Annotated in this window: 18 protein-coding genes; 12 read left to right on the forward strand and 6 right to left on the reverse strand. The window is 62.9% G+C overall.

Annotated features, from left to right (window positions below):
- Positions 1-85: 85 nt before the first annotated feature.
- The gene (locus LAD35_RS20570) at positions 86-1,570 is read right to left on the reverse strand and encodes an AMP nucleosidase (protein ID WP_224153102.1); all 1,485 of its coding nucleotides are present in this window, start codon (positions 1,568-1,570) and stop codon (positions 86-88) included.
- Between the two features lie 131 nt (positions 1,571-1,701).
- Between LAD35_RS20570 and dbpA the strand changes: the two genes are divergently transcribed.
- The 4 genes from dbpA (at position 1,702) to LAD35_RS20590 (ending at position 6,017) form a co-directional block, all read left to right on the forward strand.
- Positions 1,702-3,114: an ATP-dependent RNA helicase DbpA gene (gene dbpA, locus LAD35_RS20575; RefSeq protein ID WP_224153103.1), complete on the forward strand. Its 1,413-nt coding sequence runs from the start codon at positions 1,702-1,704 to the stop codon at positions 3,112-3,114.
- 48 nt (positions 3,115-3,162) lie between these two features.
- On the forward strand, positions 3,163-4,092 hold the full coding sequence (locus LAD35_RS20580) for a cation diffusion facilitator family transporter (protein WP_224153104.1): 930 nt from the start codon (positions 3,163-3,165) through the stop codon (positions 4,090-4,092).
- Between the two features lie 121 nt (positions 4,093-4,213).
- On the forward strand, positions 4,214-4,708 hold the full coding sequence (dtd, locus tag LAD35_RS20585) for a D-aminoacyl-tRNA deacylase (protein ID WP_224153105.1): 495 nt from the start codon (positions 4,214-4,216) through the stop codon (positions 4,706-4,708).
- 295 nt (positions 4,709-5,003) lie between these two features.
- On the forward strand, positions 5,004-6,017 hold the full coding sequence (locus tag LAD35_RS20590; protein ID WP_224153106.1) for a hypothetical protein: 1,014 nt from the start codon (positions 5,004-5,006) through the stop codon (positions 6,015-6,017).
- Positions 6,018-6,132: 115 nt separating this feature from the next.
- Here the strand turns inward: LAD35_RS20590 and LAD35_RS20595 are convergent, their stop codons facing one another.
- Both LAD35_RS20595 and LAD35_RS20600 read right to left on the reverse strand, forming a co-directional pair.
- Positions 6,133-7,830 carry a hypothetical protein gene (locus LAD35_RS20595; protein ID WP_224153107.1) on the reverse strand — a complete coding sequence of 566 codons (1,698 nt, stop codon included), beginning with the start codon at positions 7,828-7,830 and terminating at the stop codon, positions 6,133-6,135.
- Positions 7,831-7,974: 144 nt separating this feature from the next.
- Positions 7,975-8,523 carry a hypothetical protein gene (locus LAD35_RS20600; RefSeq protein WP_184708821.1) on the reverse strand — a complete coding sequence of 183 codons (549 nt, stop codon included), beginning with the start codon at positions 8,521-8,523 and terminating at the stop codon, positions 7,975-7,977.
- 181 nt (positions 8,524-8,704) lie between these two features.
- Here LAD35_RS20600 and LAD35_RS20605 point away from each other — a divergent pair, with 181 nt between their 5' ends.
- The 3 genes from LAD35_RS20605 (at position 8,705) to LAD35_RS20615 (ending at position 12,511) form a co-directional block, all read left to right on the forward strand.
- Positions 8,705-9,679 (forward strand): quinone oxidoreductase family protein, encoded by a 975-nt coding sequence (locus tag LAD35_RS20605; protein ID WP_224153108.1) that lies wholly within the window; start codon positions 8,705-8,707, stop codon positions 9,677-9,679.
- Between the two features lie 15 nt (positions 9,680-9,694).
- Positions 9,695-10,639 carry a LysR family transcriptional regulator gene (locus LAD35_RS20610; RefSeq protein ID WP_224153109.1) on the forward strand — a complete coding sequence of 315 codons (945 nt, stop codon included), beginning with the start codon at positions 9,695-9,697 and terminating at the stop codon, positions 10,637-10,639.
- Between the two features lie 117 nt (positions 10,640-10,756).
- Positions 10,757-12,511, forward strand: a complete 1,755-nt coding sequence (locus tag LAD35_RS20615; RefSeq protein WP_224153110.1) for a dipeptidase — start codon at positions 10,757-10,759, stop codon at positions 12,509-12,511.
- 72 nt (positions 12,512-12,583) lie between these two features.
- Here LAD35_RS20615 and LAD35_RS20620 read toward each other — a convergent pair whose 3' ends face one another.
- The 3 genes from LAD35_RS20620 to LAD35_RS20630 form a co-directional block, all read right to left on the reverse strand.
- Positions 12,584-13,222, reverse strand: coding sequence for a 2-dehydro-3-deoxy-6-phosphogalactonate aldolase (locus tag LAD35_RS20620; RefSeq protein ID WP_224153111.1), 639 nt, complete (start codon positions 13,220-13,222; stop codon positions 12,584-12,586).
- Positions 13,219-14,187: a 2-dehydro-3-deoxygalactonokinase gene (locus tag LAD35_RS20625; RefSeq protein WP_224153112.1), complete on the reverse strand. Its 969-nt coding sequence runs from the start codon at positions 14,185-14,187 to the stop codon at positions 13,219-13,221. Before LAD35_RS20625 ends, LAD35_RS20620 begins: the two co-directional genes overlap by 4 nt.
- 133 nt (positions 14,188-14,320) lie before the next feature.
- A complete protein-coding gene (locus LAD35_RS20630; protein ID WP_224153113.1) occupies positions 14,321-14,707 on the reverse strand; it encodes a RidA family protein in 387 nt (128 codons plus the stop codon).
- 135 nt (positions 14,708-14,842) lie between these two features.
- Between LAD35_RS20630 and LAD35_RS20635 the strand changes: the two genes are divergently transcribed.
- The 5 genes from LAD35_RS20635 (at position 14,843) to LAD35_RS20655 (ending at position 20,452) form a co-directional block, all read left to right on the forward strand.
- Positions 14,843-16,417 (forward strand): ABC transporter substrate-binding protein, encoded by a 1,575-nt coding sequence (locus tag LAD35_RS20635; RefSeq protein ID WP_224153114.1) that lies wholly within the window; start codon positions 14,843-14,845, stop codon positions 16,415-16,417.
- A gap of 30 nt (positions 16,418-16,447) precedes the next feature.
- The gene (locus tag LAD35_RS20640) at positions 16,448-17,398 is read left to right on the forward strand and encodes an ABC transporter permease (RefSeq protein WP_224153115.1); all 951 of its coding nucleotides are present in this window, start codon (positions 16,448-16,450) and stop codon (positions 17,396-17,398) included.
- Complete coding sequence (locus LAD35_RS20645; RefSeq protein ID WP_224153116.1) at positions 17,398-18,303, forward strand: ABC transporter permease; 906 nt, start codon at positions 17,398-17,400, stop codon at positions 18,301-18,303. The genes LAD35_RS20640 and LAD35_RS20645 overlap by 1 nt, the downstream gene beginning before the upstream one ends.
- Positions 18,304-18,365: 62 nt before the next feature.
- Positions 18,366-19,430: an ABC transporter ATP-binding protein gene (locus tag LAD35_RS20650; protein WP_224153199.1), complete on the forward strand. Its 1,065-nt coding sequence runs from the start codon at positions 18,366-18,368 to the stop codon at positions 19,428-19,430.
- A gap of 2 nt (positions 19,431-19,432) precedes the next feature.
- On the forward strand, positions 19,433-20,452 hold the full coding sequence (locus LAD35_RS20655; RefSeq protein WP_224153200.1) for an ABC transporter ATP-binding protein: 1,020 nt from the start codon (positions 19,433-19,435) through the stop codon (positions 20,450-20,452).
- The last annotated feature ends 6 nt before the right edge of the window (positions 20,453-20,458 follow it).

Genomic DNA, 20,458 nt, shown 5'->3' on the forward strand with positions numbered 1-20,458 from the left:
AAATTGAATAAAAAAGAGCCACTGGCGCTTTATCCATCAGCGCCAGCAGCTCTCTTTTTGCGAGTGGTCTCGCGGTGCGGCAGTGTTACTGGAATGCCACTTCCGCAAAGCTGCGCAGCTTGCGGCTGTGCAGGCGATCCACCCCGCCCGCTCGCAGGATATTGACTGCACGCAGGCCGATGCGCAGGTGCTGGTCCACCCGCTCGCGGTAGAAGTGGTTGGCCATGCCGGGCAGCTTGATCTCGCCATGCAGCGGCTTGTCGCTCACGCACAGCAAGGTGCCGTAAGGCACGCGGAAGCGAAAGCCGTTGGCGGCGATGGTGGCGCTTTCCATGTCCAGCGCAACGGCGCGGCTCTGGCTGAAGCGGCGCTGCGGCGTGTTGTTGGGCAGCAGCTCCCAGTTGCGGTTGTCGGTGCTGGCCACGGTGCCGGTGCGCATGAAGCGCTTGAGGTCGGCCTCGGGCACCTGGGTCACATCGGCCACGGCCTGTTGCAGTGCCTGCTGGATCTCGGCCAGCGCAGGAATCGGCACCCACAGCGGCAGCTCTTCGTCGAGCACATGGTCTTCGCGCACATAGGCATGGGCCAGCACATAGTCGCCCAGCTGCTGGCTGTTGCGCAGGCCTGCGCAGTGGCCCAGCATCATCCAGGCGTGCGGGCGCAGCACGGCGATATGGTCGGTAATGGTTTTGGCATTGGCCGGGCCCACACCGATATTGACCATGGTGGTGCCCGACTGGTCGGCGCGCACCAGGTGGTAGGCGGGCATCTGCGGCAGGCGGGGCGGCGGGTTGCCCAGCGCATCGGCACTCTGGGCGGGCAGGCCCACGCGGCGCGTCACCACGTTGCCCGGCTCGATGAAGGCAATGAACTCGCTGTCCGGGTTCTCCATCTCGGCGCGGCCCAGGCGGATGAATTCGTCGATGTAGAACTGGTAGTTGGTGAACAGCACAAAGTTCTGGAACCACTCGGGCAGGGTGCCGGTGTAGTGGCGCAGGCGTTGCAGCGAATAATCCACCCGCGGCGCGGTAAAGAGCGACAGCGGCTGCGGATCGCCCGCCAGCGGCTCCCAGGTGCCATTGGCAATGCCGTCGTCCATGGCGTGCAGATCAGGCAGGTCGAACACGTCGCGCATCAGCAGGCGCCGCTCGGCGCTCAACTGCCCTTCGATATGGTCGTTGTCGGCAAAGGAAAAATGGATGGGAATGGGCTGGTTGCTGGTGCCCACTTCCAGCTCCACGCCATGGTTGGCGATCAGCAGGCGAAACTGCTCGGCGTAGTAATTGTCAAACAGGTCGGGCCGCGTCAGCGTGGTTTCGTAGTGGCCGGGGCCTTCCACGAAGCCGTAGGCGAGCTTGCTGTCGGCGCGTGCCACGGTGCGTGTGTGCAGGCGCACAAAGGGGTAGCAGGCGCGGTAAGGCGCTGCGGGTGTCTCGCCCGCCACGAAGCGCTGCATGGCCGAGCGCAGGAAATTGATCTGTTCAGCGTAGATCGCCTGCACCTGCGCCAGCGCGGCTTCCGCCGTGCGGTGGCTGGTCGGTGCGATAAAAGCAGGTTTGGTATGGGTCATGCACCATTGTGCAACGACCCCGGGTGCCCCGCATGACAAAACGGTGGCATGGGTCGGGGCACCCGCTGGCAGATGCAGGGGTAAGCGCCAGTGGGCAGGTCTGAAAACCGCCCGCACGGGATAATTGGGGCATGAATGCACCATCCAACACATCCGCCCATGCAGCGGATGCCACTTCTTTCAGCCAACTGCCGCTGGGCGCCACCATGCAGGCCAACCTGCAGCAGTTGGGCTACACGCAGATGACCGCCATCCAGGCCGCCAGCCTGCCGCTGGCGCTGCAGGGCAAGGACGTGATCGCCCAGGCCAGCACCGGCAGCGGCAAGACGGCCGCCTTTGGCCTGGCGCTGCTGGCCCGCCTGAACCCCCGCTGGTTTGCCGTGCAGACCCTGGTGCTGTGCCCCACGCGTGAGCTGGCCGACCAGGTGGCCACCGAAATCCGGCGCCTCGCGCGGGCCGAGGAAAACATCAAGGTCGTTACCGTCTATGGCGGCGTGCCTTCCCGCAACCAGATTGCCAGCCTGGAAAACGGCGCCCACATCATCGTCGGCACGCCCGGCCGCGTGATGGACCTGATGGAGCGCGGCGCCATCGACCTGGCGGCGCTGAACACCCTGGTGCTGGACGAAGCCGACCGCATGCTGGACATGGGCTTCTACGCCGACATCGTGACCGTAGCCAGCCAGTGCCCGGCAGAACGCCAGACCCTGCTGTTCTCGGCCACCTACCCCGAGGGCATCGCCCAGCTGGCCCAGCGCTTCATGCGCGACCCGCAGACGGTCAAGGTCGCATCGCAGCACAGCGCGCACAAGATCGCGCAGCGCTGGTACGAGGTGAGCGAAGGCGAGCGCCTGCATGCGGTCTCGCAGCTGCTGGCGCATTTCCGGCCCGAATCGTCCATTGCCTTCTGCAACACCAAGCAGCAGTGCCGCGATCTTGTGGACGTGCTGCAGGCGCAGGGCGTGAGCGCATTGGCCCTGTTTGGCGAACTGGAGCAGCGCGAGCGCGACGAAGTGCTGGTGCAGTTTGCCAACCGCAGCTGCAGCGTGCTGGTGGCCACCGACGTGGCCGCGCGCGGCCTCGACATCGCCAACCTCGAAGCGGTGATCAATGTCGACACCACCCCTGACCCCGAAGTGCATATCCACCGCATCGGCCGCACCGGCCGGGGCGATGCCGAAGGGCTGGCGCTGTCGCTCGCCAGCATGGACGAGATGGGCTCGGTCGGCAAGATCGAGCTGCTGCAGGGCCGCGAATCGGAGTGGCATCCGCTGTCGGAGCTGAAACCGGCGCCCGGCGAGCCCATGGTGCCTGCGATGCGCACCATCCAGATCATCGGCGGCCGCAAGGAGAAAATCCGCGCGGGCGACGTGCTGGGCGCGATGACGCGCGACTTTGGCTACACCAAGGAGCAGATTGGCAAGATCAACGTCAACGACTTCTCCACCTACGTGGCCGTGGCGCGCGGCATTGCCCAGCAGGCCGTGAACAAACTCAACAGTGGCCGCGTCAAAGGCAAGAGCGTGAAGGCGCGTTTGTTGTAAATTAGCTGCTGGCGCTTACCCCACAAGCGCGAATAGCTATCATTTTTAATGACCGACACCACGCCATCCCGCTGGACCACGCCCGAGAACCTGCTGCGCATCTCGGTCGTCGTGGCCATTGCCACCATCGCGTTCAAAACCGTGGCCTGGGCCGTCAGCGGCTCCGTCGGCCTGCTGTCCGATGCGCTGGAATCGCTCGTCAACCTGGTGGGCGCGCTGTTCGCGCTGGGCATGGTCACCATCGCCAAGCGCCCGGCAGATGACGACCACCCCTACGGGCACACCAAGGCCGAATACTTCTCGGCTGGCTTTGAAGGCCTGCTGATCTTCGGCGCGGCCATGGCAATCCTGTGGGCATCTGTCGACCGGCTGCTGCACCCGCAGCCGCTCGAACAGCTGGGCTGGGGCCTGGTGCTCTCGCTCATCAGCACCGCGCTCAACGGCGGCCTGGCCATGGTCATGCTGCGCGCCGCGCGGCAGCACCGCTCTGCCGCGCTGGAGGGCGATGGCCGCCACCTGCTGACCGACGTATGGACATCCGTTGGCGTGGTGCTGGGCCTGCTGCTGGCCATGTGGACCGGCTGGCACTGGCTGGACGCCGTGCTGGGCATTGCCGTGGCGCTGCACATTCTCAAGGAAGGCGGCAAGCTGGTGTGGACCTCTTCGCAAGGCCTGATGGACGAAGCCATCGACGCCGACACCCTGGCCACCATTGATGCCTGCGTGCGCCGGTTTGAAGCTGAGAGGGGCGGCGCCGTGCACAGCGACAGGCTCAACACACGCCGCGCCGGTGCGCTCAATTTTGTCGACCTGCACCTGCACATGCCCGGCGACTGGAGCCTGGCCCACGCCACCCGCCTGCGCATGGAGCTCGAAGCAGCCCTGCTGCGCGACGTACCCAATGCCCGCATCACCGTCGAAGTACTGCCCATTGGCGTACAGACGCAGAGCGAGGTTGCGGAAAAAAACATGCCTTAGCGCTTACTGTGTAAGCGCTATAAGCTATCAATAACAGAGCATTCGATTAAAGCAGATTGAAGCAGAAAGCTGCGCATACCTTGTAGTGCGCAGATCGCACGCTCTTGCCAGAGGAGTTGGAATGATCAGCGTATTGCAGCGCGTGCGCGAGGCGCGCGTCGAAGTCGATGGTGAAGTGATCGGCCAGATAGGCCAGGGCCTGCTGGCCCTGGTATGCGCGGAAAAAGGCGATACCGAAGCGGAGGCCGACAAACTGCTGGCCAAGATGCTCAAACTGCGCATCTTTCAGGACGAGGCCGGCAAGATGAACAAAAGCGTGCAGGATGTGGCAGGCGGCCTGCTCATCGTGAGCCAGTTCACCCTGGCCGCCGACACCAGCGGCGGCAACCGCCCGAGCTTCACCAACGCAGCGCCGCCCGCCGAAGGAGAGCGCCTGTACAACTACGTGGTGGCCCAGGCCCGCGCTGCCCACCCGGTGGTCGCCACAGGCCGCTTTGCGGCGGATATGAAGGTGTATCTGATGAACGACGGGCCGGTGACGATTCCGCTGCGGGTGGCGCCGGCTGCTGGGGGTGAGAAAAGGCGGTTGTTGGCCAGGAGCGGCCAGCCTTACTAGTGCAAGTCCCATCTTTTTGGAAGTGCTTTATCGGACCGAATGCAGATAGCTTTCAATGAAAATATATCGATTCTTACCGCTCACACACTTTCAATGTGAATTGCAACTTTTCCTACCTCTGCACCTTCAGTGCATTGCACTATGGCTACTTGAAACAAGTGATGCCGAAGCTTGGCGTACTTTTCTATATATGCACTCTACTAGATCTATCGCAATTATCGGTGCCAAAAAATACTGCCACTACTTTACAAGCAATGTATCCTATTGAGCTCTTGTGCTAATTCTTAGGAAAAATATGCGCAGACGCGTGCAATTATCGAGTGATGCAGCTATCGTCAAAGGGAAAAAGAGCCGATATGTGAGTTCTCGGCCAATGGAACCGTCAAAGAAAGGAACCGGCTCGTGGCTGGCACAATGGGTATCTGCAGCTGCTTTGATGTCGATTCTTATCTCGGTCGTCGGGTATGGCGCGGTGATGGGAGTTGCGCACAGATTCGGACAGAATCATGAAACAATGATCAGCTCCGGGCTGGATTTGATCACGATGGTTTGGCCGGCGGTATTAATGGTCGCCGTGTCATTGGGAAAATTTTTATCTACCGATGTATTTTGGGATATTTTCCGCCAGACATTCGTTATTCCCTGTGCTACAGCTGCAGTCGTCTTTTGCTTGCTCATAGCGAGACTACCTGAGGTTACCCGATTTATCAGATGGAGCCAACGCGCCAGAGCTTGGATCAACCCAAAAAATTCATTTGCCAAATCGGTAACGTTGGCTGCAACGGGCTCTGTATTGGCAGGATTTTTGAGTGGGGTAGCGCTTTTTCTTGGTGCTGTATTTATATGGGCAATCCTTACCTTGCTACTGTATTTGCCTCTATTAGGGTATTTCATGGGGATTTCTTACGTCGATAAGAATGTGGTGCAGCCTACGCAATGTGAAACGCCTTCAAATCGTACAGTGCGCATGACGCTACGAGACAAGGGGCGCAATAGGGATGACGAGGGGGATGTCGTCCAAGCTGAATGTGTCTTGATTTCATCGCTGGATGCTGGCAAGCCTTTTTTCCGGGTGGGGCGAACGGTCTTGTCCTCTTCCAGTGCAATGCTATTGTGGAACCCGGAAACCGGAAATTCTTATAGAACGCCATTGGTGGGAATGGAAGTGAGTTCTGTTGGTGAGGCTGATTTTCAACAAATTTCAGAATTGTTGGCGCAATACCCAACGTCTTGTTTGCAGCTTGTTGGTGACGCAAGACGGTTGGTTTTGAAGACAACCGGGGTCACTCCGGAGCAATGTAAGCGGTGATATACGCAATGGCGAATATTTCACTTCGCCTTGCCTAACGAAGCGCCAAATTTCAACAAAAGCACATCTATGCTTCAGCGTCCTCAATAGGACGTAAGACGCACTATATCTACACTCAATCCAACTGCCCCAACCCCACCGCATTGCCATGGCGGTCGCGTAAGCGGACCATGGTGCCTCCACGGTTCATCAGCGGCTTGCTCAGGAACTGGTGCCACACCCATGCGCCTTTTTCTCCCGGCTGCCCGCAGCTCGCATCGACGCCCTTGCGGTTGGTGATGGGTGTGCAGACCACCAGGCCGTCTGCCGACGTCACGGTGTCGCCATCTGCGCGGGTGAGGGTGATGGTTTTCTGAACGACCGGCAGGAACCACTGCCCCAGCATGTCTTCTGCGAAGTTGGCCGGTCTTTCAAGCTGCAGCCGGCGAATGCGCACGGGAGCTTCCTGCGGCAGTTGCAGCTGGCCTACCGTCCACCACATCCATTCTTCCAGGGGTTGGTCGTCGGACCGTTGGTAGGCGAACTCCAGTTGCGCGTCGCCCGCGCGATTGCGAAGCTGCGCCGATTGCTTGGCTCCGCCCAGGCTGCGGCCACCTGCATATTCGTCCATGGGAATGGTGGCGGCTGTTGTCGGTGGGTTCGCACCTTTGCTCAGGTACGCAGCGCTTCCCATGTGAAAGGTGGGCCGTGCATCGGCGCGGTAGTTGTAGACCTGCAAGATGGCCGTGCTGCCCTGGATATCCAAAGCCAGACCTCGCCCTGGCTTGCCGGTCAGCTCGTCTTCCACGATCCAGGTGCCGTTGATGGGCATCAAGGTATGGAGGTATTTATTGGGCACACAGACGGCACAGGTAGCGCCTCCCCACGAGAAATGACTTTGCAGGTAGTTCTGCTGAACATGCGTCTTCCACAGCGTGGTATCGCTACCGTTCTGCGGGCCGAATGCATCTGCCCCTGCGTTGTAGCCGGTGGCCGGCATCGATATGCCAGCTTGCTTGTCCCCCATGTGCACCATGCCGGTGACTTCGTAGCCCACCAGCTCGAACTGCATGCGGTCCACCCAGGGGCTAGCTACGGGCTCTGGAGACATATTGGTATTGATATAAGGAGGCTTGCCAATGGCGGCGCATGAAAAACGCGCGCGTGTGCCGACCAATTGGCACGCCATCTCTTGAAACGTGGTGTAGACAACCCGGTCAGTCCTTCGATCGGCGGGCTGCGACAAATACAGGTGGACACTGTTGTCCTCGTTCCGGAGCATGTCCAGCCGCCAGTCGTAGGCAACATCTCCTTGTGGATTCTGTACCAGCAACTGCACGACGCGGATGCCGTTTTGCATGCGTGGGTTGGTGGCTGCGGGCCCATCGCTTTGCACCAGGAGTCGCTCGATCGCCATGGCTGGCTCGTTGGGGAACTGGATCGTGCCCGTGAGGCCGTTTTTGAAGCTTACCGTCACATGGCCCAACGATTTGTCTTCCACGGCATCGCGCGCCTCGCTGCCAAAGCTGCGCCCGCCCTGGTAGCGCATGAGCGGCGCCGTCACGCCATTGCCTTGCATCTGGCCGGTGGCGGTGTAGAAGGTGGCGTCGCCATTGTTCTCGTACCCAAACACCTGCATGAAGAAGGTGTTGCCTTGCACGTCAATCGCCAGGCCCCGGCCGGGTTTGCCATTCAGCTCTTCGCTGATGACCCAGGTGCCCGTCTGGGGCGTGAAGTCGCGTGCGGCCCAGCTGGCGGTACTGGCTGCCAGAGTGAATGCCATTGCGGCGGCAGCGATGGTTTTTTTCAGAATCGGATTGCGGGTGTCTGGCACGTTGTCTCCCATGGTTTGGAAGGCAGTATAGAGGGGCGATTTTTCAGAAAGTGGAGGGGTGCCCCTAGCCATTGCCTCAAATATCATGCCCGGTATTTTGCAAAGCGTTATACAGCGCGGGCGCAACGCGCATTCAGCGCCTTCTCAGCTGTACTGATCGGTGTAGTAATGGCGGGCGCAAGAGGCGCAGGCAAACAGGGATATTTCTCGCAGCGATTCGGGCGGGCCGCTAGCGCGAAAGTCTCGGGGCTTGGCACCGGGGCCATTCTCCCAGTACTGGTGGGTTTGCTGCACGGCAAGCAGCTCCTGCAAGCTGGCTGGGCAGGCGATAAATTCGCACCAGGTGTCGCAACAGAGCGGCCAGTCCAACCTTCCCTGAAGAAAAAGCGGCGCATCGGGCAGCTGGTGAAATTCGCGCCACGCCTTTTGCGGGTCTTGAGCCAGGCGCTGGACGGTGTGCTCGACAGCCCAGGTGTCGGTTCGCCGCACGTTGCCGCCATGGATGCACTCTGCGCACAGGTAATGCACTTCGGGCTCTTCTTGCGCCAGTAGGGTGTCAGCAGCTTTTCGGGGGTCGATGATCTCGCCGCTGTAGCGGTAAGCGGGCACCTCGCGGCGTTCGCACTGCTGGCATACCTCGCCCTCCACGCTGCGCAGCGCGGCATCGGCAACAGATTTGAAAATCTTCCCCATTCTTTATCTCCATCAGTCATGACCATCACGTGCCCGGCTCGATTTTGAGGTAGGACGACGGCCATTTCTGCATGTCTTTATTGCTGCATATAGTGCATTTAACATTTGCACCTGGCCATATTGATGCATAAATTCGATGTGCATAGGATCACCTTCTCATTGTTTTTCAGGGATAGAAGCCATGGCCGTAGCGATTCGAATTCACAGCACAGGTGCGCCTGATGTCATGCAGATGGAAGAGGTGCATCTTTCATCGCCAGGGCCGGGCGAGGTATTGCTTGCGCAGACCGCCATCGGCGTCAACCCGCTGGATGTCAGCCAGCGCAAAGGGGCGGTTGCGATTGCGCTGCCTTCCGGGTTGGGGCTGGAAGGGGCTGCAACGGTTACCGCCGTTGGCGCGGGGGTCCAGGGCTTGCATGTGGGCGACCGCGTGGGTTACGCCACCGGCCCCTTGGGCGCATATGCGAGTGCGCGGGTGTTTCCGGCAGAGCGTCTGGTCAAGCTGCCTGATGCTCTTGGCGACGATGCCGCTGCGGCGGTACTGTTCAAGGGCATCACGGCACAGTACCTGCTCAAGGCCACGGGGCAGGTCGGCCAGGGCTCGCGGGTATTGATTTATGGCGCAGCGGGTGCCCTGGGGCAGCTCATGTGCGCGTGGGCAAAGCATCTGGGCGCGCATGTGCTGGGTGTGGTGTCCAAGGCGGCCAGTGTGGAGCGCGCGCGGGCAGCAGGCTGCGACGAGGTGTTTGTTTTCGATGCCCAAACGCTGGCCGCGCAGGTGGCGCAAGCCACGCAGGGCCAGAAGGTGGATGTGGTGTACGACTCCATTGGCAAGGCGACCTTTCTCACATCGCTCGACTGCCTGCGCCCTCGCGGGCTGATGGTGTCGCTGGGCGCGACATCGGGCCTGCCGCCCGCAATCGAGGTAGGAACGCTCAACGCCAAGGGCTCGCTGTTTCTCACCCGCCCATCACTGGCAGCCCATACGGCCACGGCAGAGGAATACCAGAGCCGCGCGCGCGATGTTTTGAGCGCCGTGTCGAGTGGCATACTCACGCCCCGCATCTGGAAAAGCTATGCGCTGGCAGAGGTGGCACAGGCGCACGCAGACCTGGAGCAAGGGCGCTCGCAAGGCGCGATCGTTCTCAAACCTTGATTGTGGAAGGAAACCATGGAGATGCTTGACAGCCAGCACGCCGATGAGCTGGCCACACTGCTTGCGCTGGCAGACAAGGGCTCGTTTGCTGCGGCAGGGCGTGCGCTGGAGCGCCACCCCTCGGTGCTCTCAAAACGCATGCAGGCCCTGGAGCGCAGGCTGGGCGTGCGGCTGGTGGAGCGCACCACGCGGCAGCTGCACTTCACCAGCGAAGGCCGGCTGCTGGTCGACAAGGTGCGGCAGGCCACGGCCCTGATCCGCGACGCCGAGCAGGAGGCGGCGCAGGGCGCGCGCGACATGCGGGGTCGTCTGCGCCTGTCGATGCCCGCCACGATGGGGCGGCGCTGGATCAGCCCGATGCTGGCGGATTTTGCCCTGGCCCATCCGCAGGTTGCGCTGGAGGTGGAGTACAGCGAGCGGATCGCCGATGTGGTGGGGGAGCGCTTTGATGCCGCCATCCGCATCGGCCATCTGCCTGACAGCGGGCTGGTGGCCACGCGGCTGTGCGACCAGCACCGCATTCTGTGCGCCTCGGCCAGCTACCTGGCGCGCCACGAAGCGCCCAAGACACCGGCAGACCTGGCCCGCCACAACTGCCTGGGCTACACCGGGCTGCGCTCCTTTCCGGAATGGACGCTGGTGCAGCCCGCTGCAAAGGGAAGGGCGAGGCTTGCAGAATCGGTGCGAGTGACCGGCTCCATGACGAGCAACGACAACGAGGCACTGCTGCACGCGGCGCTCAAGGGCGTTGGCATCGTCTCGGGCAGCGATTGGCACCTGATGCCTGCCGTGCAAACTGGCGCACTCGTTCGCATCCTGCCGCAATGGACGCTTGGAGACGCAGGCGGCATCTACCTTGTGCGCCCATCGGCGCAATACAGCACGGCGGCCATGGCGGCGCTCAAGCAATGGCTGGCGCAGGCATTTGCGGCAGCGCCCTGGCGCAGCGCGACTGCCTGAGGTGTGGCATGCGCTGCGGCGATGGAGCACTCTCGCAGCGGATAAAACCGGGCATTTTCCCTTCATGGGCAGTGCAAAGCCGCTATTCTTTCGCTTTCCCCATAAGAGACCGATCCTATGAAGACCGTATTTCGCCACACCGCGCTTGCCATCAGCATTGCGCTGGCCTGTGCCGCAGCCCAGGCCGACACCCTGAAAAAGCCCGCACTGGATGCGATTGCCGCCGAGGCGATCAAGACGCCAGCGACCTTCCCACAGTTCTTGCAGAACGCAGCCAAGCAGGATGCGAGCGTGGCAGGTGCTGTGCAACGCTACGTGGCTGGCGAGGCGTTGCAGGGTGACGACCTGACCAATGTGGCGCGCCTCTTGGGGCTGTACACGCGGCTGACGCAGGAAACCCAGGTACTGGGCAGCATCACGCAAATGGTGGCGCTGCCGACCGTGCGCGACGCCAAGGTTGCACCACACGACAGCCAGGCCATCATCGACTTTGGCGCGCTGGTGGAAAAGATGGCCAAGGACTTTGGCCTGCAGTACCGCAACGTGGACAACCGCATTTTTGAAGTGACCCTACCGGCGACGGCGGCACAGGCCGGGGGGCAGGAGTTCGGCATCCTCACCCATGCCGATGTGGTGCCCGTGGTGCCTGCGGAATGGGTGATCGACGGCAAGCAGCTTGATCCTTTCAAGGTCACCCGCATTGGCGACAAGCTGTACGGGCGTGGCACGATTGACGACAAGGGATCGATTGCCACTGTGATGTACGCCATGAAGGCGGTGAAAGACGCCAAGCTGCCGCTGCAGCGCGGCATTCGCCTCATGATCGAAACCACCGAGGAAACCGGTGGCGACGCCATGAAGTACTACCGCGCCAAGACCCAATTGCCCGAGTACAACATTGTGCTAGACAGCAAATACCCGGCCGTGGTGGCCGAAAAGGGTACGGGCGCGATCAAGGCCTTTTTTGCCGATGTGAAGACCGACGGCCAGCAGCCCGCAATCACCGCCATGGTGGGTGCGGCTTCATCGAACGCGATTGCGCAGACCGCAACGGCCAGCATCGAGGCGGGTAACGCCGCTGCACTGGCAGCCGTCGCGCAGAAACTGCAGGCGGCCAAGGATGCTTATGTGGCGCAGAACCAGCAGTACGGCAAGTTCAGCATCGATATTGCGCCTGCCGCCAACAAGATCGACATCAAGGTCACCGGCAACTCGGCTCACGGCTCGCGCCCCGAAGAGGGCGTGAACCCGGTGCCGCGCCTGGCGATGTTCCTGCAGCAGAGTCTGATGGCCGACGGCGCGCAGCCATTGGTGGCGCGCAACCAGTACAGCGATGCGGTGCGCTACATCAACGGCGTGTACGGGCTGGATTATTTTGGCAAGGGCCTGGGGCTGGCGTATGCCGATGACTTCATGGGCCCGCTCACTATTTCGCCCAACTTCATCAAGGCGGCAGGCGGCCAGTTGGAGGTGACGGCCAACGCCCGCATGCCGCGCGGCAAGACGCCCGAGCAGCTCAAGGCCGAAGTGGAAAAGGGCATTGCCAACTGGAGTGCCGCTGCCAAGGTGCCGGTGAAGATCGACTACACCCAAGGCAACTGGATGGCGCGCGACCCCAAGGGCGCGTGGCTGACAACCTTGCTGAACATCTTTGGCGATACCACGGGGCTGGACGCCAAGCCGGTGCCGACCGCTGGCAGCACCACCGCCAAGCTGATGCCCAACGCCATCAACTTTGGCCCCGCCATGCCTGGCAAGAAGTACACCGCGCACAACGCGCTGGAGTACAAGGAGCTGCCTGACCTGCAGGCCGACATGCAGATGTTCACCGAAATGCTGGTGCGCATCGGCAACCTGCAGTCGATGCAGTAATCACTCCGTTTTTAGTAGCAAGGCCCGCGCGCTTCACCAGCGCAGCGGGCCTTTTTATTGGAAAGCGAAGGCTCAGGCCTTGTGCAGAGCCCGGTAGTGGCTGGCAAACGCCTGCGCATCGGCGGCCACCTGCGCGGCCGTCTTGCCGGGCTTGAACAGCGATGAACCGATGCCAAAACCAGCTGCACCGGCCTGCAGCCACGGCGCCATGTTGTCGGGCGAGATGCCGCCCACGGGGTAGATGCCGGTGCCTTGTGGCAGCACGGCCAGCAGGGCTTTGACCACAGCGGGCGAAGCCAGCTCGGCAGGGAAGATCTTCAGGCCATGCGCGCCATGCGCCAGCGCCGTGAACGCCTCGGTGGGCGTCAGCACCCCGGGCAGGCTGATGAGGCCGAGCTTGACCGATTCATCGATCACCGCCGGGTTGCAATTGGGCGAGATGATGAGTTGGCCGCCTGCAGCATGCACATCGCGCACCTGCTGCGCCGTCAGTACCGTGCCTGCGCCCACCAGCACATCGGGATAGGCGGCGCGCATGGCGGCAATGCTGCGAAGCGGATCGGGCGAGTTCAGCGGCACCTCCCACAGGCCAAAGCCTGCGCTGTGCAGCGCGGCGCCGATTTCTACCGCCTCGGCAGGCTGCAGGCCGCGCAGAATGGCGATCAGCGGCAGTTGCGCCTGCAGGGTCTGAAAACGGGTGAGCAGATTCATGATAGGGTACCTGTCAGATATTGGTAAATGGCCTGGTGGCCGGCCCAGGTGGCTTCATCGCCAAAGGCCACGGCCTCGCAGCCCGCGTGGCGCAATGCCAGCGTGTAGCGCTGCACGAGTGCAGAAGAGCCGATCAGCGCAACGCGCGTACCGGCAGCAGGCTGCATGGTGGCCATTTCCTGGCCGATCAACAGGCCCGAGAGGTAGCTGGCCGATTGCGCGGGGCTCAGCGCCCCAAACAGGCTGAGGGCGCGCGTGCCAAACAGCAGGTGGCTGAGCGCATCGCTGCTGCGTGCACGCTCCAGGCCCTGTGCAAATGCGGTTTCTTCCAGCGGCGCGCTGCTGTCCAGCGTCTTGCCCAGAATGGAGTGCTGGGCCAGCACGGCAAACAGCTCGCCGGTCATGAAGGTCTTGAAACCGGTGATGCTGCGCCCCTGCGCCTGCACCCATTTGCTGTGTGTGCCGGGCAGCACCAGCAGGCCGCTGTCCTGCCCCATCAGCTGCAGCGCGCCAATCAACTGAATCTCTTCACCACGCATTACATCGGGCACGCCATGCGCTGCATCTACCCCGGCCTGCGGCACCACGCTCATGCCCGGCACGATGGCGGTGGGAATGCCATGTGCAACTTCCAGCCACAGCAGCTGGCTGCACAGCGCGCCAAAGTCTGCGGGGCAGGGGCAATAGGCGGCTTCCTGCCAGCCCTGGCGGCTGCCGACCATGCCCGAGAGCAGGCACATATCGGGCTGCAGCGCAAGCCAGTCGCCAAAGTGCCTGTCAAAGGCCGCGGCAAAGCCGCCGGGTTCCACCTGCAGAATGCCTTGCGGCAAGGCCCTTTGCTGTGCAATGTGGCCCTGCGCATCGATGAGCACGCCGCGCAGCGAGGTGGTTCCCCAGTCGATGGCAATGAGGCGCGGGCGGTTATCGCCCGGTGTGCGGGCGGTGAAGGAGGGTGGACGAGGCATGGGGCGAGCTCAGAAAAAACAACGCACCAGCGTTCGGTGCAGGCGCTGGTGCGGATTGTAGAAGTGGGTGCTGCAAAGCGGCGTCGCGTGTAAGACCCTTACAGCGCTCGTGGGCCGCGTTGCCCGTGGCACATCACAGCGGCTTGTACGCCGTTACATCGATCTCGACCTTGGCGTCGATCATCAGGCGCGATTCGACCGTGGAGCGCGCGGGGCGGTGCTCGCCAAAGCATTCCATGTACACGCGGTTGAAGCTGCCGAAATCGCGCGGATCGTCAAGCCAGACATTGACCTTGGCGACATCCTGCAGCGTGCAGCCAGCCAGTGCCAGCGCTTCTTCCAGGCGCTTGAAGACCTGGCGCGTCTGCGCTTCGATGCCGCCTTGCACGACCTGGCCCTGGTCGTCGGTCGGCACGGTGCCCGATACGAAAACAAAGTCGCCAGCGCGCACGGCGGGCGAGAGCGGGCGCGCCAGACGGTCGGACGCGAAGGGGGATTGGCCTAGGGTAACTACTGGCATGGTTTCATCTCCTTTGTGTAAAGATATTACATCAACAACACCAAAAACTGTCAATGTTTTGACGAAAGGCCGGTTTTTAGGGGTTGTGATGTAAAGAATTTTCCTTATTAAACGCCCTTGATGAAAGCCCGCACCATGAACGCCTTCGCACTGCTTCCCCGGACATCACGTCGCCAACTGTTGGCTGCCGCCCTGGTGGCGGCAGGTTGCGCCAGCCTGCCGGCGGGCAGCGCCTGGGCGCAGGCGGGCGCCAAGGGCGGTGCTGCCAACCTGGCGATGATTGGTGAGCCGCAGAGCCTCGACCCGATGGTCAGCTCCACCGATCTGGTGGGTACCATCATGCAGCACGTGTTCGAGCCGCTCTACACCTTTGATGCGCAGTGGAACATCAAGCCGATGCTGGCTGAAGGCATGCCCACCATCTCGGCCGATGGCCTCACCTACACCATTGCCCTGCGCAAGGGCGTCAAGTTCCACAACGACAAGGACATGACGGCCGATGACGTGGTGGCTTCGCTGCAGCGCTGGATGGATGTGTCGGCGCGCGGCAAGGCCGTGGCGCAGGAAATTGCCAGCATGACGGCCAAGAATGTCACTACGGTCGAGATCAAGCTCAAGGCCGTGTACGCGCCGCTGCTGGCGCACCTGGCCATGCCCAGCGGCATGGCAGGCATCATGCCCAAGGAGGCGATTGCGCCGGTGCTCAAGGATTTCATCGGCACGGGCCCCTACAAGCTCAAGGAGCGCAAGCCAGACCAGTTCACCGTGCTGGCGCGCTTTGACAAATATGCGGCCCGCAGCGAGCCGGCAAGCGGTTACGCGGGCAAGCGCGAGGCATTGCTTGATGAACTGCGCTTTGTGCCCGTGCCCAACGCCACCACGCGGGTGGAGGGCGTGCTGTCGGGCCAGTTCCAGTACTCCGACCTGCTGCAGGTCGAGTCGATGGGGCGCATCGAGAAGGGCGCGCCGAACGTGGTACCCATCGTGACGCAGAATTTCGGTTTCCCCTACATCGTCTTCAACACCAAGGAAGGCGTGCTCGCCAAGAAGGAGCTGCGCCTGGCGGCGCAGACGGCCATGGGCCCGGCCGAGATGCTGCAGGCCGGTTTTGGCGACAAGCGCTTCTTCACCGCCGAGCCCAATTTCTTCCCCAAGGGCACACCGTACTATTCGGACGCCGGTGCCAAGCAGTACAACCAGAAGAATCCACAAGTGGCCAAGGACCAGGCTGCCAAGGCGGGCTACAAGGCCGAGCCGATCCGCATCATGGCCAGCCGCCAGTACGAGTTCCACTACAACATGGCGCTGGTGATGGCCGAGCACCTCAAGCGCGCAGGCTTCAAGACCGATCTGCAGGTGGTGGATTGGGCAACGCTGGTGCAGCGCCGCAACGACGCCAAGCTGTGGGATGTGTATGTGACGCACTCGGGCCTGTTCCCCGAGCCCATGCTCTCGCCCCCACAAATGGGCAGCGGCGCCCCCGGCTGGTGGGAAACCGACACCAAGAAGGCGGCGCTCACCGCGTTCAACAGCGAGCCTGATGTGGCCAAGCGCGGACCGCTGTGGGGCAAGGTGCAGGGCCTGATCTACGACGAAGTGCCGTTTGTGGAAGTGGGCAAGTTCAACGCGCTGTCGGCGCGCTCGTCCAAGCTGCAAGGCTATACCGCCATGCCGTGGCCGTTCTTCTGGAACACGTCGCTCGCCAAGTAAACAGCGCGCCCAGAGGCTCCGAGGTTTTCCATGCTGCATTTCTTACTCAAGCGCCTGGGCGGCGCGCTGGTGGTGCTTGCCATCGTCGCCGTGCTGGTGTTTCTGCTCACGCGCCTTGCGTCGGGTGACCCGGTGGCCCTGCTGCTGGGCGACCAGGCCACTGCTGCTGATATTGCTGCCGCCCGCGTGCAGTACGGGCTGGACAAGCCGCTCACCACCCAGTTCGTGCTGTGGATCGGCCAGGTGCTGCAGGGTAATCTGGGGCAGTCGCTGTTTCTGCAGATGCCGGTCACCCATGCGCTGCTCGAACGTGCCGAGCCCACCTTGTTCCTCGCGCTGTTTGCGGTATCGATTGCAGCGCTGATCGGCGTGCCCTGCGGCATGGCTGCGGCCGTGTGGCGCGGCAGCTGGGCAGACCAGATCGTCAGCACCGTGGCCATGCTGGGCGCCAGCATTCCCAGCTTCTGGTTCGGGCTCATCCTGATCCAGATCTTTGCCGTGCACCTGGGCTGGTTTCCGGCGTCGGGCTATGGCGACCCGGATTCGACGCTGGCCCAGCGCCTGCAGCACCTGCTGCTGCCCGCGCTGGTGCTGGGCGTGCTCAATTCGGCGCTGATCATCCGCTTCACCCGTGCTTCGGTGCTCGACATTCTGGGTGAAGACTACGTACGCACCGCCCGCGCCAAGGGTCTGGCCGAGGGCGTGGTGCTGTGCAAGCATGTGCTGCGCAACGCGCTGGTGCCCATCGTCACCGTGCTGGGCCTCACGCTCGCGCTGATGATCGGCGGCACCGTGGTGACCGAGACCGTGTTCAACCTGCCGGGCGTGGGCAACCTGGTGGTGCGCGCCGTGCTGCGGCGCGACTACCCGGTCATCCAGGGCACCTTGCTGGTGATTGCTGCCATCTACGTGTTCATCAACCTGGCCATCGACCTGCTGTACACCGTGGTCGATCCGCGCATCCGCCTGGAGAGCAAGTGATGAACGCACCAACCTCCTCCGCATCCACTCCTCTTTCTGTAGCTGCTGGCGCAGGCTGGGCGAGCGCTGCATGGGTGAAAACCTTGAAGCGCCTGTTTGCCCGCAAGATCGTGCTGGCCAGCGCCATCGTGCTGCTCCTGATCGTGGCGACTGCCGTGTGCTACCCGCTGCTGACCGATGCCGACCCCAATGACATGAACATCAGCATGCGCCTGCATGCGCCGTCGTGGGCGCACTGGGCGGGCAACGACGAGCTGGGCCGCGACGTGATGGCGCGCATCATCTTCGGCGCACGCTATTCGCTGATGATCGGCTTTTTCACCGCGCTGGGCGCAGTGGTGCTGGGCACCCTCATCGGCATGCTGGCAGGCTACTTTCGCAGGCTCGATGCGCCGCTGATGCGCCTGGTGGACGCGATGATGGCCTTCCCCGACATTCTGCTGGGCATTGCGCTCGTGTCCATCCTGGGCGCTTCGCTGTGGAACGTGATTCTCGCGCTCACCATCGTCTATACGCCCCGGGTGGCGCGCGTGGTGCGTGCATCGACCCTGGTGCTGCGCGAGCTGCTGTTTGTCGATGCGGCCAAGGCGCTGGGCGTGAGCACGCCGATGATCCTGTGGCGTCACATCCTGCCCAACCTGCTCTCGCCGGTGCTGGTGCAGGTCACCTTCATCTTTGCCTATGCCATCCTTGCCGAGGCGGGCCTGTCGTTCCTGGGCGTGGGCGTGCCGCCCGAGATTCCCACCTGGGGCACCATGATCGCCGGCAGCCTGGAATACGCGGACAAGGCCTTCTGGACGATCCTGACACCCGGCATCGCCATTGTGCTCACGGCCCTGTCGCTGCAACTGCTGGGCGACGGCGTGCGCGACCTGCTCGACCCCAAGCTGAAGAAGAAATCATGATGAGCACCGCCACGCAAACCGCTGCTGTTGCAGCCCACGCAGCCAGCGCTCAGCAGCCCGCCATGGCCACGCCACGGCTTGATGTGCGCTCGCTGTCGACCTCGTTCGCCACCGATGGCGGGCGGGTGCAAAGCGTCTCGGATGTGAGCTTTCGCATCATGCCGGGCCAGACGCTGGCCCTGGTGGGTGAGTCGGGCTCGGGCAAATCCGTCACCAGCCTGTCGTTGATGGGCCTGCACGCCAAGACCTCGCACGCGCAGGTGCAGGGCGAGGCGCATTTTGTGCTGCGCGATGGCCGCACGGTCGATCTGCTCCGGCTGGACCATGCCGCCCTGCGCGCGCTGCGCGGCAATGAAATGGCCATGGTCTTTCAGGAGCCGATGACCAGCCTGAACCCGGTGCTTACCGTGGGCGAGCAGATTGCCGAATCGGTGCGCCTGCACATGGGGCTGGACAAGGCCGGGGCGCTGAAGCACGCGCAGCGCATGCTGGAACTGGTCGAGATTCCGGCTGCGGCACAGCGCGTGCATGAGTATCCGCACCAGCTCTCGGGCGGCATGCGCCAGCGGGTGATGATTGCACTGGCCATGGCCTGCAACCCGACCTTGCTGATCGCCGACGAGCCCACCACGGCGCTCGATGTGACGATCCAGGCCCAGATTCTGGCGCTGATGGGGCGGTTGCAGAAGGAGACGGGCATGAGCATTCTGTTTGTGACCCACAACCTGGGCGTGGTGGCGCAGTACGCCGATGCGATTGCGGTGATGTATGCCGGCCGCATTGTTGAGACCGCCAGCGTGCACGATCTGTTTGCCGCGCCCAAGCACCCCTACACCCAGGGCCTGCTGGGCTGCCTGCCGGGCATGGCGCGCAAGCGCGAGCTGGAGGCTGCCGCCTCTGCCATGCGCGCAGGCGGCAAGCCCGCCTTCGTGCCCAAGCGCAGGCTTGACGCCATTCCCGGCCAGGTCTCCAGCCTGCTGAGCCCACCTCCCGGTTGCGCCTTTGCACCACGCTGCAGCCTGAAGCTGCCCGCTTGCGAAGCCGCCATGCCGGGCCTGGATGTATTGAACGCAGACAGCTGGCCCGCGCGCCAGGTGCGCTGCATCCGCGCGGGAGAAAGCGCATGAGCATGACCGATACCCTGGACCGCGCCGCTGGCAGTGCGCCCGAAGCCGCCGCCGCAGAGCCGCTGGTCCGCATCCAGCAGCTGAGCAAGCAATTTGGCTCGGGCGCGCACCCGGTGCGCGCGGTCGACAACGTCTCGTTCGACATCTTTCCAGGCGAAACACTTGGCCTGGTGGGCGAGTCGGGCTCGGGCAAGAGCACGATTGGCCGTCTGCTCACGCGCCTGATCGAGCCCACCGCCGGCAGCCTGCAGTACCGCAAGGACGGCAAGGTGGTTGATCTGGCGCACCTGAGCCAGCGCGAGCTGCGGCCCCTGCGCTCCGATATCCAGATCATTTTTCAGGACCCGTATGCCAGCCTGAACCCGCGCATGCGCATCCGCGATGTGCTGGGCGAGGCCTTGTCCACCCACGGCATGGCGACTGGCGCAGCGCGGCAAAAGCGCGTCGAAGAGCTGCTGGAGCAGGTGGGCCTGCGGCCCGAGCATGCCGAGCGCTTTCCGCACGAGTTTTCGGGCGGGCAGCGCCAGCGCATCGGCATTGCCCGTGCGCTGGCCGTGCAGCCGCGCTTCATCGTGGCGGACGAGCCGCTGTCGGCGCTCGATGTGTCGATCCAGGCACAGGTGGTCAACCTGCTGGGCGATCTGAAAGACCGTTTGGGGCTGACCTTGTTGTTCATTTCCCACGATCTGGATGTGGTGGAATACCTGTGTGATCGCGTGGTGGTGCTGTACCTGGGCCGCGTGGTGGAGGTTGCTCCCACCGAGACCCTGTACGCCCGGCCACGCCATCCGTATACACAGGCGCTGCTGGCGGCTGCGCCGATTCCCGATCCGGCGCAACGCCGCACGATTCCGCTGCTGTCCGGCGACCTGCCCAGCCCCAAGAATCCGCCCAGTGGTTGCGTGTTCCGTACCCGCTGCCCGCAGGCGGAGAGCCAATGTGCGCAGGCCGATATGCAGCTGCGTGCCGTGGGCGGCAGCCATACGGGCCACCTGCAGGCCTGCTGGAAAGTACAAGACTGAGGAGTT

This window comes from Comamonas odontotermitis (genome assembly GCF_020080045.1).
Lineage (GTDB): Bacteria > Pseudomonadota > Gammaproteobacteria > Burkholderiales > Burkholderiaceae_C > Comamonas > Comamonas odontotermitis.

Coding starts and splice junctions, on each gene's coding strand:
- dtd (WP_224153105.1), top strand. CDS start 4,214: ATGATCAGCGTATTGCAGCGCGTGCGCGAGGCGCGCGTCGAAGTCGAT.
- LAD35_RS20590 (WP_224153106.1), top strand. CDS start 5,004: ATGCGCAGACGCGTGCAATTATCGAGTGATGCAGCTATCGTCAAAGGG.
- LAD35_RS20610 (WP_224153109.1), top strand. CDS start 9,695: ATGGAGATGCTTGACAGCCAGCACGCCGATGAGCTGGCCACACTGCTT.
- LAD35_RS20600 (WP_184708821.1), bottom strand. CDS start 8,523: ATGGGGAAGATTTTCAAATCTGTTGCCGATGCCGCGCTGCGCAGCGTG.
- LAD35_RS20625 (WP_224153112.1), bottom strand. CDS start 14,187: ATGCCTCGTCCACCCTCCTTCACCGCCCGCACACCGGGCGATAACCGC.
- LAD35_RS20630 (WP_224153113.1), bottom strand. CDS start 14,707: ATGCCAGTAGTTACCCTAGGCCAATCCCCCTTCGCGTCCGACCGTCTG.
- LAD35_RS20620 (WP_224153111.1), bottom strand. CDS start 13,222: ATGAATCTGCTCACCCGTTTTCAGACCCTGCAGGCGCAACTGCCGCTG.
- LAD35_RS20655 (WP_224153200.1), top strand. CDS start 19,433: ATGACCGATACCCTGGACCGCGCCGCTGGCAGTGCGCCCGAAGCCGCC.
- LAD35_RS20650 (WP_224153199.1), top strand. CDS start 18,366: ATGGCCACGCCACGGCTTGATGTGCGCTCGCTGTCGACCTCGTTCGCC.
- LAD35_RS20605 (WP_224153108.1), top strand. CDS start 8,705: ATGGCCGTAGCGATTCGAATTCACAGCACAGGTGCGCCTGATGTCATG.
- LAD35_RS20570 (WP_224153102.1), bottom strand. CDS start 1,570: ATGACCCATACCAAACCTGCTTTTATCGCACCGACCAGCCACCGCACG.
- LAD35_RS20615 (WP_224153110.1), top strand. CDS start 10,757: ATGAAGACCGTATTTCGCCACACCGCGCTTGCCATCAGCATTGCGCTG.
- LAD35_RS20635 (WP_224153114.1), top strand. CDS start 14,843: ATGAACGCCTTCGCACTGCTTCCCCGGACATCACGTCGCCAACTGTTG.
- LAD35_RS20645 (WP_224153116.1), top strand. CDS start 17,398: ATGAACGCACCAACCTCCTCCGCATCCACTCCTCTTTCTGTAGCTGCT.
- LAD35_RS20580 (WP_224153104.1), top strand. CDS start 3,163: ATGACCGACACCACGCCATCCCGCTGGACCACGCCCGAGAACCTGCTG.
- LAD35_RS20640 (WP_224153115.1), top strand. CDS start 16,448: ATGCTGCATTTCTTACTCAAGCGCCTGGGCGGCGCGCTGGTGGTGCTT.
- dbpA (WP_224153103.1), top strand. CDS start 1,702: ATGAATGCACCATCCAACACATCCGCCCATGCAGCGGATGCCACTTCT.